Below are 17,879 nucleotides of genomic sequence, written 5' to 3'. Positions count from 1 at the left end.
AGAAAGAAGGTTGAAATATGATTATATCTATTAATCAGCCGGAACTGCTGAACATTACAGATAGCTTGGGACATAAAACATATTTTGGAGCTAATCAGGTTTGGTATACAAAAGCATGGAATAGGGAAGCCGGCTGCGGTCCTACCTGTGCTTCTAATATAACTGCATATCTTGCACAGACCAGGGATAAATATAAGGAACTGTTTATACCAAACAGCTTGGAGAAAAATGATTTTCTAAAACATATGGATGAACTTTTTAAATATATAACTCCCGGTGCCATGGGTGTCAACCATGTGGATAAATTTACCGGCGGTATTACCAAGTTTGCAGAGGATAGAGGTGTATTACTGGAGACGGAAGTATTTTCGGTGGAGAATTGCTTTACCAGGAAAAGAAATGTTGAAAGATTATTTGAATTTGTAAACCACGGACTTGAATCAGACTGTCCGCTGGCATTTTTAAATCTGTCAAGGGGTGAGGAGACCAGTCTTCAGGCCTGGCATTGGATAACAATTACCGGTGCCGAAATGAAAGAAGACAGTTTGATTGCATCGGCATCAGATCAGGGTAGTTTAATTCGGTTTGATTTACTTAAGTGGTATTTAACTACCCGTATGCATGGTGGATTAATCTATATAAAATAATTGGTTATGTGTATTTTGATAAAAGGGGGAGTAAAAGTGAAAATTAATCATATGGCACTCTATACTGACAACCTGGAAGAAATGAGGCAATTTTATATTACCTATTTTGGAGGGAAAGCTAATCATCTATATGAAAACAAGCAAAAAGGTTTTAAGTCATATTTTATAACCTTTGATGAGGATACCAGGCTGGAACTCATGTTTTTAACCGATTTAAAAGACAGGACATCGGCACTTAATCATCTGGGATTCATTCATTTGGCTTTTAGTGTGGGAAGCAGGGAGAGAGTTGATCAACTGACTGATAAATTAGCTGAAGACGGTTATAAAGTCATAAGCATGCCAAGAACTACAGGGGATGGTTATTATGAAAGCTGTATATTGGACCCGGATGGAAATCAGATTGAAATTGTTATTTAATAAAAGCTGAGTGATATGAAAGCTCCTTTTTCGATAAAAATTTCAGGTGGGTTGTTATTGTGAAAATTTAGATTAAACAACCCAAATTGTAATTATTTTCGAATTACTATAAAGATATAAATAAAATGCAGTTAAGCAAAGATACGGTTTAACTGCATTTTTAATATGAATTATATATAAAAAATATAATGGTATATGTCTTTTCACTTATTACATAATAAATAGAATCTTGCATTAAACCTTGAAAAATTATGCACAGATACGTTCTATATCTTCACCATTCAAGGATTCTTTTTCTAATAACTCAGCAGTGATATTTTCAAGAAGTTCTAAATTAGCTTCTAGTAATTTTCTGGTCTCATTATATAAAAGATTCATCTGATTCCTGCATTTGTTCACCAGCTCACGGTCAAAACCATCCAATAAAACAGCAGTACTGAATAACCCCATATCCTGATCCATGCCGTATTTGTTAATATAATCCACAATGATGGAGGAGGCTTTCTGAATGTCATTACTGGCACCTGTGGTTATTTCCTCTTCTCCAAAGATTAATTCTTCCGCTGCTCTGCCTGCAAGCAGCATCTGAATATTAGCATTAATCTGCTTCTGTGTCTGGAACATGGTATCTTTCGGAATACTTAGGTTAAAACCTCCGGCTCCTCTGACACTTGGTATGATAGTCACTTTGGAAATATAATGGTCGGGTTGAAGCAGTTTGGTTACCAGCGCGTGTCCGGCTTCATGATAAGCTGTAATCCGGCGGTCACGATCGGAGATAAAACTGCGATCTAGCATTGGTGCTCCGGCAATAACCGTATAGAATGCTTTTTCAACATGTTCCATATTTATTACAGACTGTTCTTCATTAGCAGCATTAATTGCAGCTTCATTTAAAAGATTTTCTAACATGGCTCCGCTGAAATATACTGTGGATTTTGAGAGGGCATCTAAATCAACATCATCAGAGATAGGCTTTTTTTCTGCATACAGATTCAAAATTTTTTTTCTGGCATTTACATCGGGCAGACCGATTTCAATCTGCCTGTCAAATCGACCGGGCCTTAAAAGGGCTTCATCCAAAGTATCCAACCGATTGGTCGCACCGATTACAACAATTCCTTTATTCTCATGAAAGCCGGACATTTCCGTCAGAAGTGCATTCAGGGTCTGGTCTCGTTCATCATTACTGGCAGAAGTATTCCGGGCGCGCTTTTTACCGATAGCATCAATTTCATCAATGAAAATAACTGCTTTTTCACTTTTTTTTGCTTTCGAAAATAGATTTCGGATACGGCTTGCGCCTACACCTACATACATTTGAACGAAATCCGAACCGCTCATGGCATAAAAAGGTACATTAGCTTCTCCGGCAATAGCTTTTGCCATTAAGGTTTTACCGGTACCGGGAGGGCCATAAAGAAGAAGACCTTTTGGCATTCTTGCTCCGACAGCAGAGTATTTTTCCGGTTGTTTTATAAATTCTATGATATCTTCAACCATTAATTTAGCTTCAGTGTTACCTGCAATCTGATTTAAGGTGATAGGAAAGTCATTGCCGGTCTTTTTATTTGCGTCCGAAATCATAGGTTTGTTACTTCCGCCTTTACGCACATATAAGAAAACACCGCCTGCTATCAGGATAAGAAAGCCAAATTGTAAAAATTTTATTCCCACACCGCCCTGGCCATAGCTTACGGTAATATTATTGGTAAGTAAATATTCAATAAAATCTTCTGTTTTGGGATTAGGTACTATATAAATATTATCTGGTTCATTGCCGAGAACTGCTTTAAAAGTATTGCCGTTTACATTAAAGACAACGGATTCCACTTGATGTTTCTCTGCCAGGTCTAAAAATGAGGGGTAGGACATCTCTAATTCTGTCTTATCTTTATTCAGGTACTGATATCCTGTCAGGCCAACTAATACAAGCACTAGGATAGACAGTATTATAAAATAGATTTTTTTCATTCAATAACCTCCCGAAGGTTAGTAGTGGTTTACATAAAATGTCTTAATTTATTGTAACGGTTTGTATTTTAAATTTCTACAAAATATTACTGGAAACTATGTTTGAAAATACCAAGTGACTTCCTGTTTTAGAATGAAAACGCAAGGAGGGACCCGTAAGTTTAGTATTTAAACTGAATTATTACCGTTTGTTTAATATGACAAAGTTCCGCTAATAGCAACAATATCACTGTTTCGCAACCGCCTAAAAACCATTAGTTTAATTGAAACTACCTGCAGGATATAGAGTTAGTTAGGTTCACTTATTTAAACAATATCCATATTTAACTGTGTATTATCATATAATGAGATTAATAAAAGTTTTCAGTCAGAGGCTTATTATGCAAGAACATGAATTTTTTACTTTTCGGGAATATATGAGAAAAGATCAGGAACTCTTATCTGCATCGGCAGAAGATTATGTGGAGATGATATACAGACTATCAGAGAAAAACGGATTTACCAGGGTAAACGATCTCGCAGCAGCACTAAATGTACAACCGCCCTCCGTAACGAAAATGATTCAGAAATTAGCGGATATTAATTTATTAAAATATGAAAAGTATGGGGTTATTATGCTTGAATCAAACGGAGTAGTAATAGGAAAAGCATTACTGAACCGGCATAATTTAATAGAGCGCTTTTTGACCCTGCTGAACATTAAAGACGGTCTTTTAGATAGTACAGAAAAGATGGAACATACTATAAGTAACGAAATATTACGTGGAATTCAAGATTTTATAGAGTTCTTCGACAATAATCCGCAAGTTATGAATAATTTTCTTACCTTTCGGAATTCCAAAGATAAGCATTGACGAAAAGCCGGTTGTTGCAAAATTATATGGTTTAAATCTTAAGAATTTTGCAACAACCACTTTATTAGAAAATAGTTTTTAACATAGTATCGTCTATGCCCAGTTAAATATCCGAAAAACCATTGTTGTCATAAAACATATAATTACTGCAATAACGGTTGGGATAACAGCACCAAGAATAGTCCATTTAAGGCTTCCGGTTTCTTTTCGTATGGTTAAAAGAGTTGTAGCGCAGGGCCAGTGAAGAAGGCTGAATAACATAACGTTAAGTGCAGTAAGATAGGTCCAGTTATGATCTAAAAGGAGCCTTCTTAAGGATTCTATACTATCATATTGTACCATAGCACCTGTGGATAAATAACTCATTATTAAAATCGGCAGCAGTAATTCGTTTGCAGGAAGAGCCAATAGAAAAGCCATTAGGATATAGCCGTCCAGCCCGATCATTTTTGCAAATGGATCCAGAAATAATGCAACATGACTGATAATACTTAAATCACCTACACGAATATTTGCCAAAATCCAGATAAAAATTCCGGCTGGGGCTGCTACGGCAACTGCTCTCCAAAGTACAAAGAGAGTTCTGTCTATTATAGAAGTATAAAGTACACGGCCTATTTGGGGTACCCGGTATGGCGGCAGTTCCAGGGTAAAGGTGGAGGGGATACCCTTTAATATAGTTTTGGATAATCCATAAGAGACCAATAGCGTTACAATGATTCCGAAAATGACAAGGCCTGTTACGGACAAAGCCGGAAGTATACCATAATTTATACCTGTTTTTGTCACAAGAAAAACAGAGGATATGGCAATTAAAGTAGGAAATCTACCGTTACAGGGAACAAAATTATTTGTTAAAATTGCTATTAACCGTTCTCTTGGTGATTCAATTATTCTGCAGGATACAATACCAGCCGCATTACAACCAAATCCCATACACATGCTTAGACATTGTTTGCCATGGGCACAGGCTTTCTTAAATAAATGATCCATATTAAATGCTACCCTTGGAAGATAACCTAAATCCTCTAATATCGTAAATAACGGAAAAAATATAGCCATAGGAGGCAGCATTACGGAGATAATCCATGCCATGGTCCTGAAAAGTCCGAGAATGAATACACCGTGCAGCCATTGGGGAGCATTTAACAGGGTGAAAAGGAGTGTTAATTTATCCTCCACATAAAAGAGCGTTTTGGATATCATAGCTGAGGGTATATTGGCTCCGTATATGGTAATCCAGAAAATAACTGCTAAAACAAGCAGCATAAGGGGAATTCCAAATATTCTTGAGGTTACATAATTATCTAGTATTCTGTCACGATTCATTTTTAAACTGTCTTGTGTTATATATTTTAACTTAATTGTTTCAGCTTTCTGATAAAGTTGTTTTGCTATTTCGTCTCGTATTTTCTTTTTGTCTGCTTCCGCTTCATAGGAACAGTCTGTGGAAATATATTTTTTTATCAGAGGGTGTTCAAAATTTGTAAAAATGGAATCCAAAAACCTGGTGTCACCATCAATTAACCGCAAGGCCAGCCATCTGGAATTAACACCTTTTACATTCTCTTCAAATACGGGAATTAATGCAGCAGCTTTATCTTCAATATCCTTACTGTAATGGACAGGATTTGGACTTGGATTAACGTCACCTGTTGTCACTTTATATATCATTTCTCTTAATTCCAAAAGACCGGTACCATTTCTGGCAGCGCATAAAATTACAGGAATACCTAGTTCTTTTTCAATTCCTCTTGCATCTACCTCAATGTTTTTTTTCTTTGCTTCATCAATGAGATTGATGCATAATATAACTCGGTTTGTAAGCTCCATTACCTGATAAACCAGATTCAGATTTCGTTCTAGACAAGTTGCATCACATACAACCACTACGGCATCAGAATTTCCAAAACACAAGAAATCTCTGGAAACAGTCTCTTCTGCCGAGGTGGCAAATAAGGAATAAGTGCCCGGCAGATCCACCAGAATATATTCAAGGCCGTTATAGGGATATTCACCTCTGGCATTTACAACAGTTTTACCCGGCCAGTTTCCTGTATGCTGATGAAGTCCGGTTAACGCATTAAAAACAGTACTTTTACCTGTGTTTGGATTACCCGCAAGGGCAATGACATATTGTTTTTCAGATTTGTCTATTTGAAAAATATCTGTCAGGGAACAGGATTGTATCGATTGAAATGTTAAACCCATTTCGAACCTCCTAAGCTTATTTTTGGTATTTTAATCAAATTTTCACCTACCGGTTTATCTTAAGCGTCCAGTACATTTACAAGAGAAGCCTCTTCTTTACGTAAGGCTATCATTGCACCACGGATATTATATATAGTCGGATCACCACTGGGTCCTTTTCGAATGACTTCAATTTTAGCTCCCTTAGTTAATCCTAAAGCGAGCATTCGTTCCCTTACTATATCAGTGGATGATAACTCTTCAACAGTAACCTGTCTGCCTACAGATACAGTGTCAAGTTTTATCATATTATTACCTCCAAATTTATTCCAAATATAAGTTATAATAAACTAATTTTATAGTATGATAAAAATATGGGATGGTTACTGAAATCAGCCGATAACAAAATTTTACCCTCCTTTAATTAAGTTGCATTAATCTAACACTTTCACTGATTATGGTTTATTATAGAAAATACTTAAAAATTAATAGTAAGAAATATAATTTGGTAGATTGACAGATATAGATTGTTGTTGTAAGATATATAACATAATTTAAATATAACCTCACTAATGCAGGTGAGGTAGAGGCGCGATATTTAACAGTCTTTAGTGGAGTTTGAGAAGCAAAGATGCTATAGAGAAGGAAATATCGCCGAAGTGGATAATAACTCAGGATTATCTGCTGGGCCTACAGTTAACAGCTGTAGGACTGTCTCAATGAACATCCCAGTTTGTTGAGTTGTGCTATCTCGGTTGGGAAAGAAGGGGGTTATTAGGTCAATCTTGTATATTGCCTGAGGTTTCCTCAGGTTTTTTTTATGCAATAGGAAATTGCGTTCTATTGCATAAAAAGCCCTCCGGGCAGGATGCACATGACGCGCCAGAGGTGGATCGTCACTAAAGTGACAGCGCGTCAGCGCTAGAGTCTGACAAACCAGACTCTTTCTTATTTATAGGAAAGTTCTCCGAACTTCGGACTTCTTTGCTTTGTTGTTCGACTTTGCAAATTTTAGTGTAAAGGCGAATAAATTTTCGAACAAGGAAACTAGCATAGGGTGTTTTGTCTTGTCAGGTTTTCCCTGTATAGAACATATATAATTTAGAATTAAATTAATAAAAAGAAGGAGAAAATAAGATATGAAGAAAAAATTAGGTGTATTATTAGCAATGTCATTATCGGTAGCTTGTTTATTGGCGGGATGCGGAACCAAAACCGATTCGCAGAATCCGGGCACGGCACAGACTGCATCCGGGGATGCTGCTGCAACTTCTGATAATTCAGGGGCAGAGACAACAGAGGAAGAGACTTTTAAAGTAGGTATGGAAGCTGGATATGCACCATTTAATTGGACGCAGATGGATGATTCCAACGGAGGTGTTGCTATAGAGGGCGGTGCGGAATTTGCAGGCGGTTATGATGTAGAGATCGCAAAGAAAATTGCAGACGGTTTAGGTAAAAAATTAGTTATTGTTAAAACAGAATGGGATGGTCTTGTTCCGGCTTTAACATCCGGTAAAATAGATGCGATTATTGCAGGTATGTCACCTACCGCAGAGAGAAAAGAAACCATTGATTTTACAGATAATTATTACAAATCTGATTTGGTTATGGTAGTTAAAAAAGGCGGAAAATATGAAAATGCCAAATCTATTCAAGATTTTAAGGGTGCTAAAATTACAGCTCAGTTAAATACTTTTCATTATTCAGTTATAGATCAAATTGAAGGTGTTAAAAAAGAAACTGCAATGGACAACTTCCCGGCTATGAGAGTCGCACTGGAATCCGGAATCATTGACGGTTATGTTTCAGAACGCCCAGAGGGTGTCAGCGCTTCCGCGGCCAATGATAATTTTGCAATGGTAGAATTTACAGACGGATTTCAAACATCGGATGATGATACTGCTATAGCAGTCGGTGTTGCTAAAGGAAGTGACCTTACTGCTAAAATCAATGAAATTTTAGCAGGTGTCTCAGAAGAAGAGCGTACAAGCATTATGGACACTGCTATATTAAATCAGCCAGCAGCTCAGTAATGAGACTACTTACGAAACCGGGTGTATAAAGAAAGCAGCCGGTTTCTATCTTTCATCGGAGAGTTCATCCTATGAGATAAAAACCCTCCGGGGGAGGTGTTTGACACTTAAGAGTTAATTGCTGCAAAAATTATTAAGTGTCAGCGCCAGAGTCTGATAAGCTGGACTCAAGTTGTTGAAAACATTTAGAGCTAAAACTCAGGATTCAACAATTATGATTTTGTTTATTTTTATTTAAGGAGGTAATGATATGAGCCTGGATTGGCTTATTAAGATTATATCAAATAACTGGCCGATGTTTTTACGAGGGGCAGGGGTTACTTTATACGTTTCTATCATTGGTACCATATTAGGGTCTCTGATTGGTTTGATGGTAGGGGTCATTCGTACTATACCGGTACCGGAACGTGGTTTAAAAAAGATCCTATTAAAAATTATTAATATTATACTTTCAGTATACATTGAATTTTTCAGGGGAACACCTATGATCGTTCAGGCTATGGTTATATACTATGGTTCTGCACAGGCGTTTCATATTGATATGAATAAGTCCGTTGCAGCAATATTTATTGTATCCATTAATACCGGAGCTTATATGTCCGAAATTGTCCGCGGTGGTATCGTTTCCATTGATAAAGGTCAGTTTGAAGCAGCTGCTGCAATTGGTATGAACCACATTAAAACTATGTTACATGTAGTATTGCCACAGGTTATCCGTAACATCTTACCCGCAACAGGTAATGAATTTGTAATTAATATTAAAGATACCTCCGTATTAAATGTAATTGCTGTATCCGAATTATTCTTCCAGACGAAATCCGTTGCAGGTAATAATTTCAGGTATTTTGAGTCTTTTGCAGTTGCCTGTGTATTGTACTTTATCATGACATTTACAGTCACGAGAATCTTACGCGCAATTGAAAGAAAATTAGACGGCCCAGATAATTACATTATGATGGGAAATCAGATGCAGGTATAGGAAAAATACAGGGAAAGAGGTTAGGTTAATAGAATGGAAAAAGTAATTGATATTCAACATCTGAGTAAGTCCTTTGGGTCTCATGAAGTGTTAAAAGATATTGATTTCTCAGTAAATAAAGGTGAAGTAGTATGTATCATCGGTTCTTCAGGCTCCGGTAAATCAACGCTGCTTCGTTGTGTTAACCTGTTAGAAAAGCCTACCGGCGGACAGATTATATACAATGGGGAAAATATCCTGGATAATAAACATGATATCTATGCTTACCGTACTAAACTCGGTATGGTATTCCAGCAGTTTAATTTATTTAATAATCATGATGTATTAAGCAACTGTATGGTTGGACAGGTTAAAGTACTTGGACGTTCCAAGGAAGAAGCAAAAACGGTTGCTATGAAATATTTAAAAATAGTTGGTATGGAACAATATATCAATGCGAAACCAAGACAATTATCCGGCGGACAAAAACAGCGAGTGGCAATAGCCAGAGCTTTATCTATGGAACCGGATGTTATGTTATTTGATGAACCTACTTCAGCACTTGACCCGGAAATGGTAGGAGAAGTTCTTAAGGTTATGAAAGAACTGGCCCAGTCTGGGCTTACTATGTTGGTAGTAACTCACGAAATGGGATTTGCAAAAGAAGTTTCTAACCGAGTTGTATTTATGGACAAGGGTGTTATAGCAGAAGAGGGAAGTCCGGAACAGATCTTTAACAATCCAAGAGAAGAACGTACCAGAGAATTTTTAAGCCGTGTATTAAATGCGGAATGAATTTAAATTTATTTTATAATTCGGATAAGGCTAGATTAGTAATTATAAATAAAAGAAAATAGAACAATAATAAAGGTTAAACCGTTAAAGGTTAACCGTAATAAAATTTAAACGTTTAATAAATTTAAACGCTTAATAAAATTTTTATAATTTAAAGTTGACTGAAATGTTAATGTCAGCGAATTCCATGGTTAGATGTAGGTATTCATTTAAAGGTCTGTCGCTAAAACAAATTTATCGAGTTTGGGTCAGGAATATAAACGATTCTATCCAAATTAAGATAAATTATGGCCCTGCAACAGGCCTTTTTATAATTGTATGTGACTTATAAGTACATATATAAGAATTAATATATCTTTTGCATTGAACTTTAAACTTTGGCTATGGTAAAAAGGTTATTCACTATCAGCCAGCTCTGGGGGAAGAAATTCATAATCTGCCATATTCCAGCACCTGTTAGATTGTATTCAGGTATTAATCTATATTTCGCATTCATGCTTCTGGCATCTTCAAACCAAACCACATGTGCTACTCCTTGAGCGTCTGTATAATAATAAAAAGGAGTTTGTGCCTGTTCATCAAATTGAATAGCCACACCATATTGGACTGCCCGTTCAATTGCCTGTACATTACTGATAGATTCGGCTGAAGTCTGTTGTTTAATAAAAGGTAAGGGCCAGTCATAAGCGTAGTTAGGCATGCCCATTAGGATCTTATCCGGGTCAATTACCGATACGCCATATTCTAAAACCCTTCTCACACTTGCAAGTGGCGCTGTAGCCATTGGAGGGCCAAATGTATATGCACATGCAAGTTATAGGTCATTATATCTGAGTTGTTTTTGGAAAGATATCTATAGTAAAATTGCGGTTTTCCCGCTTTCCTTTCTTATTGGGCTCTGTTTTTATGTAGTCCACTTTTTCTAATACTTCTTTCAGAAGTTCGTTCCGGGAGGTGGCATCCTCCAGATCATAATACACTTCCAACAGATGTTCAATCTTAGGAATCAGGATATCATTATTATTATATTGTTCCTTTAAAGCGTTTATTTCTTTTAACAGGGAAAGCTTTGTTTCCTCCAGGGTATTGATCTGTTCCGTTAACTTCTTCCGTCTGTCCTGGAATTCTTCGGTTGTATAAACTTCCTGCTCCAATAATTCAAAGGTCTTATCCAGCTGGTTGCGTAACTTGGTTAACTGGGAATTGATATCACGTAAGATGGCTTCTTTGTCTTTGATTGACTGTTCATAAGGCAGGTCTTGCTTTTTGCTGTTCCATTGGAACTTAAAATTGTTCAGCCAGTCCTCAAGGGCATCGATAATGGAATCCTCCACAACAGTAAGGGGAGAGGAGATATTATTACAATACATATTGGGACACTTCATGGAATCGTAAGCTGTCTTTTTATTGGGTGCAAGACGTGTCAGCATGGTACCGCATTTACCGCAGTATACGATACCGGCCAGAGGGTTCTTAAGGACTGCACTTCCCGGAATAGGAGGCTTACCCCTCTTCTTTAAGATGTCCTGTGCTTTGTACCAGGTTTCATCCTCAATAATTGCGTCATGCAAACCGTCGGCCAGAATATAGTCCGTAGCATTAGGCCGGGTAATGGATATTACATTATTGCGAATCTGTTTTACTTCTTTTCTGTGCTGCCAGCGAATTTTGCCTATGTATACAGGGTTTTCTAAGATATCTTTAATAGAGGCTCTGGACCAGGAAGCTTTAATCATGGGTTTTATCGACATGGAATCTAACTTCCTGGCTATCTTAGTGCAGCCTAACATCTCTTTCTTACCATCCGGCAGCAGATCACCGTAGACATACCAATTATAAATCATCCGGATAACCTTGGCCTGTTCTTCATTTATTTTTAGACTATAACCTTTTTCGTTTCTTAACTTGATTCGTTCATAACCGTATGGAGCAACGGAGGAGATATATTTACCCTCTTTCACCGATGCAATTCTGCCGCGCTGAATCCGGCGGTTAATGGTCTTAAATTCTCTGCGGCTCATAAATAAACCAAATTCAAAGTATTCCTCATCGAATTCGTTGGAGGGGTCATAGGTTTTAACCGGTGTGATAATCCTGGTACCAGAGAACTTAAACGCCTGGGATACAATTCCCTGGTCGATAGTATCACCTCTTGCCAGACGTTCCACTTCCATAACCAGGACACCTTTCCATTTACCCTGCTCCACTTCGGAGAGCAGCAGCTGCATCACCGGCCTGGCGGCAATGGTCTCACCCGATACGATTTCTCTATAGATTTCAGTGACATTTAGATTTAACTTTCTGGCTAAATCTAATAGCGTCTTCTCATGGCGGAGGAGAGTTTCACCCTCTCCATGGGCCTCCGCTTCCATGTCAGCGCGGGATTTTCTTAAGTAGATTGCGTATTCTTCTTGCATCGTTAACTCCTTAGCTTCTTAAGTCTTTGCCGGTAAGACCTAGGTAATCCATTAAAGATACTTCCAATAATCTGGAATAATTGACACCGCTCGCCTCTGCCTTATCCTTTAACCATAAGGGGATAGTTACATTGGTTTTAACACGCCGGTTATCCTGATCGTTGCGTACAATGTCAGGAAAGATGGTAATAGGAGTAACAATACGGCCCTCTATATCCTTAGTTTTCAAAGAATAGGTGGGCAGAGGAAGTTTCTTATTGCCTTTTTCCATACCATAGACATGTAATTCTAATGCTTCCTTAGCATTTTTTTGAGCATCTTCGATATCATTTCCGGTACTGATACAGCCGGGTAAATCCGGATAATATACACCGTAACCATCCTTAGAGGGTTCCAGTACAGCCAGATAAGTTAATTTACGCATAATACCTCTCCTTTGTACATTCACACATTGATTTCATCGTATTTAAAACTGTTATGATACAAGGTCTCCGGTGCTATATCAATCTCTCCGTTATCCCATACGACAGTTCCGCCCTCAATATATGCCTGTTTAAATAGTTCTTCATTTGTTAAAGGCTGATATACGGGATATTGTAACAAGGTAGTAGCATCAAAGATACGTTTTTCACCTGTCGAAAATGTTATAAGCAGACAAAGGTCAGAAACTACCTTAACGGATTTCACTTTAATTGTTTCCGTTGGTTCACCTGCATAAGCAATACCATTAATTATATACATACTTAAATACCTCCATTCTTTTTATTTTAAAGGTTCTATCTTATCAAAATGTAAGCCTCTTACTGCGTTGTTCCAAGCCATATACAATTCATCTTCATGTATGATCAGCCAGGCAGTTAATATCTTTAATTGTTTTACAGGGATAGAACCTGCAAGCAATTCACCGTCAATTCCCACAGAAGCTTCATAATCTCCATAGTATACATGTACATGCGGTTTATGATGTTTATCATCATCCAAAAACAACATCTTTATTATCATCCCCTGAAATCTACTTAACTCCGGCATAATGTTATCCCTCCTAAAATTATATTACTAGGTCTTACTTATGAATATTATTATGCGCCTGTTATGTGCGTATGTCAATGGAAAGATTAAATAGAGATAATAAAAGCATTAACTATTATTCTATAAATTAGTACAATATTATTTTGTGTTGCCGACTTAAAATGAATTGGAGGGAGATAAGATCAAGTAAGAAATAATCCTTAAGAGATATGGAAATGACAGGAGTAAATAAATTGTACAAACATCCATTTTGTGATAAAATAATGTTAAATAATTACAAAGGTTGGTGATCATATGCTAAATGTAGAGCAAGCCGCTTTACTTAATATAATATACAAACTGGTAATTATGAACTAATATAACTGTTTGGATGTTTAAAGAGTAACTCTAATTAGAGGAGGAAATATGATAGAGTTAAATTTTATGGAAGATTGGAAGAAATACTTGGAAAAGGAAATGGTGATATTGGGGAAATTATATAACCAGAGTGCTACAATTGAATGGAATACTACTAATTATTTAAATTTAAAAAGAATAGTAATTAGTAATAACAAAAGGACTATTCATGAATCCAAGGAGCTATGTGTTCCGTCAAAACATGCAAACGATTATGAAGAAATTAAAAAAATGATAAGAAATGGTAATGACTTATATCCCTATTTATCTCGTAAATTAGAAAAGGATGAAAACTTTAAAGAACTAATGCTTAATGATTGGGGAATAACACATCTTCATTTTAAGCGAAAAGGCACGGAATATGTATTATTCACTATGTTTACTGAGACAGATGCTTATGTTATACAAGCAATGCCACATGGGAAGAAGTATCCTTTAGTTTGGGTAAATTCTGAATTGTTAGAAATTTTACACAATAATTGGCCAGAATTGATTGATGTCTATAAAGCAAGAATGATTACTGGTGACCATTTAGAACCTAAGGAGAAATACGTACTTAGGTATAATGGTGTCAATACATTAATTACGACAAAAGATGGAAGTACATATTATCCTTTTGGAGGAGGAATATGTACTTCGGGATACAATATATATGATGTAATTGATACTGATAAGATTATAGATACACTTTCTAAAGAAGAAGACTTTGAAAGATCAAACGAAAGTGATTTTCGCAAAACTTTGAAAATTTCGGAAGAAGAAAATTTAACAATTAAGCTAATATTCGAAAAGACTGGATGTTGGCTGTATGAACCAGACAGGAAAATTAAGTTTAATTTATTTATTGATAATAAATGTTAATAATTAGGTGAGGTAAATACTTATGAAGAAATTTGAACTTAGTGTAACAGAAGAAAACTTATTAAATACTTTAGAGATTGATTGTATAGGAAGAAACCAGGAAATAGCAGATTTTTTAATGATATTAGATGGAATTGATGGAAGCGTTAATATATCATTAGATTCTAATTGGGGAAATGGCAAGACTTTTTTTGTTAAACAGTTGGAATTGCTTTTAAATTATTATAGGAATAACACTAACAGTCGTATAAGACAAATTGTAAAGAATAGTAATTACTTAAAATATCTTGAAATGAAAAAAACTTTTATTCCGATATATTATGATTCGTGGCTATATGATGATCATAATGATCCATTATTATCAATTATATTTTCAATTATAAAAAGTGGATATGGAAATGATGATGCAGTAAAAATAAGCAAAGCTAAAGAAAAAATTGCTTCATTAGCTACTTCTTTAGTATCATTTACAGGTATTAATATTAATTTTGAGAAATTAATTGAAAAACCAGAAACTTATATAAAATCTGTGCTTATAGAAGAAGAAATTAAATCAATATTAAAATCAATATTTAATGATATAATCACAGAGCATACTCAAAAACTTCTTATAATCATAGACGAATTGGATAGATGTAGGCCAGATTATGCAGTAAAATTACTTGAAAAGGTCAAACATTTTTTTGATGATGAAAGAGTAATTTTCTTGTTCGCTACAAACAAAGAACAATTAGTACATACTATAAAAAATTTTTATGGGTATCATTTTGATGGAACCACTTATTTGAACAGATTTTTTGATTTTCAATTTTCTTTGAAAGATATTAATGTAGATGATTACATTAAGTTTATTGATCCGTACAGTAATTCTGAAAAATATTTTCAAAAAATAATGGGTGAAATTGGAAATTACTATAAATTTTCTATTAGAGATTATAATATATATTATCAAAAAATATTTAAAATGACTGGGGATATTAATTCTATGGAGAATTCGGGTCTTTCTTATTTGTTGCAAGTTTTCGGGCCAATCATATTGGCTTTAAGCATAAAAGATGTTGAAAAGGCTAGATTATTTTTAAATGGAAAATTAAGAACAGAACTAGAAAATTTACTTAGAGAAAGTTCAATTATAAATTCATACACTTTAAGAGTTATTTCAAGAGAGTCAGATGAAAACAAAAAATTAGGAATCATTTTAAGTACATATGACTTTATGTTTAAGGCAAATTCAAATTATAAATATAATTTAGACAGAATATTAATAGATAATTATGATAAAAATATGTTTTTTAAGATTATTAATTTAACTTGAAAATACTATTAATGTTTCAAGATTATTCACCAATTAGATTTATTAATAATAATAAAAGGGAAATAAAACATACAAAAACAAACATATGATCTATAATTTTATTTAGCGGCTGAAAGTAATTACATACAGGGGAATAAAATTAATGGACGAAAACGAATACAAAGAAGCAATACATAAAATGGTCGATAAGATTACTGGAAAATCAAACATAAAAAGGATCTATAAACTGGTTCTTTATATTTACACAAAAAAAGCCGAATAGCTATCGGCTTTTTTATTTCTATGAATTTGTCTATAATTCTTTCTAAAGCCAGTAAATCCTCTTCATCCAAATTTGTAACCAGATTATTCAGACAATAACTTAATGAATTCCTCTTCATTTATAATCTTAATTTTATATCCCTGTGAAATCAAATCATAAACCTTTTCTTCTTTACCACTCAGGCCGTCTTCACCGACTAATTTTTTATCCTGTCTACCCACCACTAGATAATGTGTAACTGATGAAACTCCGCTTTTAACGAGACCACCAACATCAACAATTTTCTGCATTGCTTCCTTTCTGTCTAATGTGGTTAATTCCCCGGTTAGTACAATATTTTTCTTATAGAAAGGGTGCTTTTTATTAAAGGTAGTTGTGGTAGCTACAATGTCTGAAATCTTTACGTTTGAATATGCCGGACGTTTGGAGGCATTAAAAGTTTTATTGGCTTTTATATCTGAGAAGCTATGCGGATTCACGGTATAGTATTTATTGATATAATCAGCTAAACTAATCATATCTCCTGCTTTTATGGAGCAGATTACAATATTGGCGCATGCAGTGGCATCTTCTAAGGCATTGTGATGATTTTGCAAATCTATACTGAAATAATCGGTTCTATCTTTTAAAGAAGTACCAATTGCAGTACTGCATATAGTATTAGAAATAGTGATACTGTCCAGGTAATAAAATTGAGGTATTTCCATATCATATGTATCGAAAGAATTCTTTAATACAGACATATCAAAATGTGCGTTATGAGCAATAACAAAGCTTCCGAAATATTTTTTTATCTTTTCCCAGATAATAGGAAATGAATCGGCGTTCTTAACATCATCTAAAGTTATACCATGAACCTCAGTATTTTCCTTTCGAAAATTATCTGTAGGTGGTTTGATTAAATGATATTCACTTTCAACAATTTTTAAATCTTTGACAGCTGCAATACCAACTGAGCAGGCACTATTCATGTTGTTATTTGCTATTTCGAAATCAATAGCAATAAAATCATACTCATGCATATATCTTCCCCCTTATAAATTATTTATAATGTTATATTATCCCAAAATAAGACATATTTCAATAAATTGAAAGAAAATTTTGTAAAAAATGTAAGATTATGTTATAATAAATAAAATTAAACCTTGCAAAATACGAACAAACGTTCTATAATTTTCTTAGCGGCTGAGATTTTACAACGGGGGTATGTAATAAATGAATGAAAAAGAATACAAAGATGCAATACATAAAATGGTTGATAAAATTAACGGAAACTCAAACATAAAAAGAATCTATAAGCTGGTTCTATATATTTACACAAAAAAAGCCGATTAGTCGGCTTTTTTTATTTCTATGAATTTGTCAATAATTCTTTCTAAAGCCAGTAAATCCTCTTCATCCAAATGTGCAAATGTCTTAAATAAATCCTTATGGAATTTATTTTCTCCGGTCATAATGCGATCAATTATTTCCATAGCATCGATATCAGGCTCAATAAACATTTCACCTTTTCCTGTTGTAAGCCATATGTAATCAACATTAAATTCTTTACAAATTAGTTTTACCATAGAATCAGTTAAATTGTTTTCACCTTTTTCTAATTTAGATATAGCAGTTTTTCCTACACCCAATCTCTTTCCGAAATCTTCTTGATTTAGATTAAGAAATTTTCTAAGATCTTTCAATCTTTCATTCAAAGTTTAATCACCTCCAAAAACAAATATA

Annotated in this window: 18 protein-coding genes and 1 riboswitch; of the genes, 8 read left to right on the top strand and 10 right to left on the bottom strand. The window is 34.9% G+C overall.

The window, feature by feature from the left end:
- Window positions 1-17: 17 nt before the first annotated feature.
- A complete protein-coding gene (locus RBU59_RS05195; RefSeq protein WP_308146818.1) occupies window positions 18-647 on the top strand; it encodes a hypothetical protein in 630 nt (209 codons plus the stop codon).
- Between the two features lie 36 nt (window positions 648-683).
- Window positions 684-1,067 carry a VOC family protein gene (locus tag RBU59_RS05190; protein ID WP_308146817.1) on the top strand — a complete coding sequence of 128 codons (384 nt, stop codon included), beginning with the start codon at window positions 684-686 and terminating at the stop codon, window positions 1,065-1,067.
- Between the two features lie 249 nt (window positions 1,068-1,316).
- Here RBU59_RS05190 and RBU59_RS05185 read toward each other — a convergent pair whose 3' ends face one another.
- Entirely contained in the window at window positions 1,317-3,041 is a 1,725-nt protein-coding gene (locus RBU59_RS05185; RefSeq protein WP_308146816.1) for an ATP-dependent metallopeptidase FtsH/Yme1/Tma family protein, read from the bottom strand.
- 380 nt (window positions 3,042-3,421) lie between these two features.
- Between RBU59_RS05185 and RBU59_RS05180 the strand changes: the two genes are divergently transcribed.
- A complete protein-coding gene (locus tag RBU59_RS05180) occupies window positions 3,422-3,895 on the top strand; it encodes a metal-dependent transcriptional regulator (protein WP_308146815.1) in 474 nt (157 codons plus the stop codon).
- Between the two features lie 93 nt (window positions 3,896-3,988).
- On the opposite strand, the gene feoB is transcribed toward RBU59_RS05180, so the two are convergent.
- Both feoB and RBU59_RS05170 read right to left on the bottom strand, forming a co-directional pair.
- Complete coding sequence (gene feoB / locus RBU59_RS05175; protein ID WP_308146814.1) at window positions 3,989-6,106, bottom strand: ferrous iron transport protein B; 2,118 nt, start codon at window positions 6,104-6,106, stop codon at window positions 3,989-3,991.
- 59 nt (window positions 6,107-6,165) lie between these two features.
- Window positions 6,166-6,393: a FeoA family protein gene (locus RBU59_RS05170; protein ID WP_308146813.1), complete on the bottom strand. Its 228-nt coding sequence runs from the start codon at window positions 6,391-6,393 to the stop codon at window positions 6,166-6,168.
- Between the two features lie 268 nt (window positions 6,394-6,661).
- A riboswitch (Lysine riboswitch) is annotated at window positions 6,662-6,842 on the top strand.
- A 382-nt stretch (window positions 6,843-7,224) separates the two neighbouring features.
- On the opposite strand from RBU59_RS05170, the gene RBU59_RS05165 reads away from it, so the two are divergent.
- The 3 genes from RBU59_RS05165 (at window position 7,225) to RBU59_RS05155 (ending at window position 9,874) form a co-directional block, all read left to right on the top strand.
- Window positions 7,225-8,121, top strand: coding sequence for a transporter substrate-binding domain-containing protein (locus tag RBU59_RS05165; RefSeq protein WP_308146812.1), 897 nt, complete (start codon window positions 7,225-7,227; stop codon window positions 8,119-8,121).
- 250 nt (window positions 8,122-8,371) lie between these two features.
- The gene (locus tag RBU59_RS05160; protein WP_308146811.1) at window positions 8,372-9,100 is read left to right on the top strand and encodes an amino acid ABC transporter permease; all 729 of its coding nucleotides are present in this window, start codon (window positions 8,372-8,374) and stop codon (window positions 9,098-9,100) included.
- A 33-nt stretch (window positions 9,101-9,133) separates the two neighbouring features.
- Window positions 9,134-9,874, top strand: a complete 741-nt coding sequence (locus tag RBU59_RS05155; protein ID WP_308146810.1) for an amino acid ABC transporter ATP-binding protein — start codon at window positions 9,134-9,136, stop codon at window positions 9,872-9,874.
- A gap of 370 nt (window positions 9,875-10,244) precedes the next feature.
- On the opposite strand, the gene RBU59_RS05150 is transcribed toward RBU59_RS05155, so the two are convergent.
- The 5 genes from RBU59_RS05150 to RBU59_RS05130 are packed head-to-tail and all read right to left on the bottom strand — an operon-like array spanning window position 10,245 to window position 13,320.
- Window positions 10,245-10,658 (bottom strand): glycosyl hydrolase family 18 protein, encoded by a 414-nt coding sequence (locus tag RBU59_RS05150; RefSeq protein ID WP_308146809.1) that lies wholly within the window; start codon window positions 10,656-10,658, stop codon window positions 10,245-10,247.
- A 40-nt stretch (window positions 10,659-10,698) separates the two neighbouring features.
- A complete protein-coding gene (locus tag RBU59_RS05145; protein ID WP_308146808.1) occupies window positions 10,699-12,291 on the bottom strand; it encodes a recombinase family protein in 1,593 nt (530 codons plus the stop codon).
- 10 nt (window positions 12,292-12,301) lie between these two features.
- Window positions 12,302-12,715 carry a type II toxin-antitoxin system HicB family antitoxin gene (locus RBU59_RS05140; RefSeq protein WP_308146807.1) on the bottom strand — a complete coding sequence of 138 codons (414 nt, stop codon included), beginning with the start codon at window positions 12,713-12,715 and terminating at the stop codon, window positions 12,302-12,304.
- Between the two features lie 20 nt (window positions 12,716-12,735).
- On the bottom strand, window positions 12,736-13,032 hold the full coding sequence (locus RBU59_RS05135) for a DUF2442 domain-containing protein (protein ID WP_308146806.1): 297 nt from the start codon (window positions 13,030-13,032) through the stop codon (window positions 12,736-12,738).
- A gap of 21 nt (window positions 13,033-13,053) precedes the next feature.
- On the bottom strand, window positions 13,054-13,320 hold the full coding sequence (locus RBU59_RS05130) for a DUF4160 domain-containing protein (protein WP_308146805.1): 267 nt from the start codon (window positions 13,318-13,320) through the stop codon (window positions 13,054-13,056).
- A gap of 405 nt (window positions 13,321-13,725) precedes the next feature.
- Here RBU59_RS05130 and RBU59_RS05125 point away from each other — a divergent pair, with 405 nt between their 5' ends.
- Together RBU59_RS05125 and RBU59_RS05120 are read left to right on the top strand one after the other, a co-directional pair.
- Window positions 13,726-14,577, top strand: coding sequence for a hypothetical protein (locus tag RBU59_RS05125; RefSeq protein WP_308146804.1), 852 nt, complete (start codon window positions 13,726-13,728; stop codon window positions 14,575-14,577).
- 22 nt (window positions 14,578-14,599) lie between these two features.
- Window positions 14,600-15,892, top strand: coding sequence for a KAP family P-loop NTPase fold protein (locus RBU59_RS05120; RefSeq protein ID WP_308146803.1), 1,293 nt, complete (start codon window positions 14,600-14,602; stop codon window positions 15,890-15,892).
- A 345-nt stretch (window positions 15,893-16,237) separates the two neighbouring features.
- Here the strand turns inward: RBU59_RS05120 and RBU59_RS05115 are convergent, their stop codons facing one another.
- On the bottom strand, window positions 16,238-17,176 hold the full coding sequence (locus RBU59_RS05115) for an exonuclease domain-containing protein (RefSeq protein ID WP_308146802.1): 939 nt from the start codon (window positions 17,174-17,176) through the stop codon (window positions 16,238-16,240).
- Window positions 17,177-17,485: 309 nt separating this feature from the next.
- Complete coding sequence (locus tag RBU59_RS05110; RefSeq protein WP_308146801.1) at window positions 17,486-17,851, bottom strand: helix-turn-helix domain-containing protein; 366 nt, start codon at window positions 17,849-17,851, stop codon at window positions 17,486-17,488.
- Between the last annotated feature and the right edge of the window lie 28 nt (window positions 17,852-17,879).

The organism is Anaerocolumna sp. MB42-C2, assembly GCF_030913705.1.
In the GTDB taxonomy this organism is placed as follows: domain Bacteria; phylum Bacillota; class Clostridia; order Lachnospirales; family Lachnospiraceae; genus Anaerocolumna.
The sequence above is the reverse complement of the archived record's forward strand: the minus strand, read 5'-3'. Positions and strand labels throughout refer to the sequence as shown.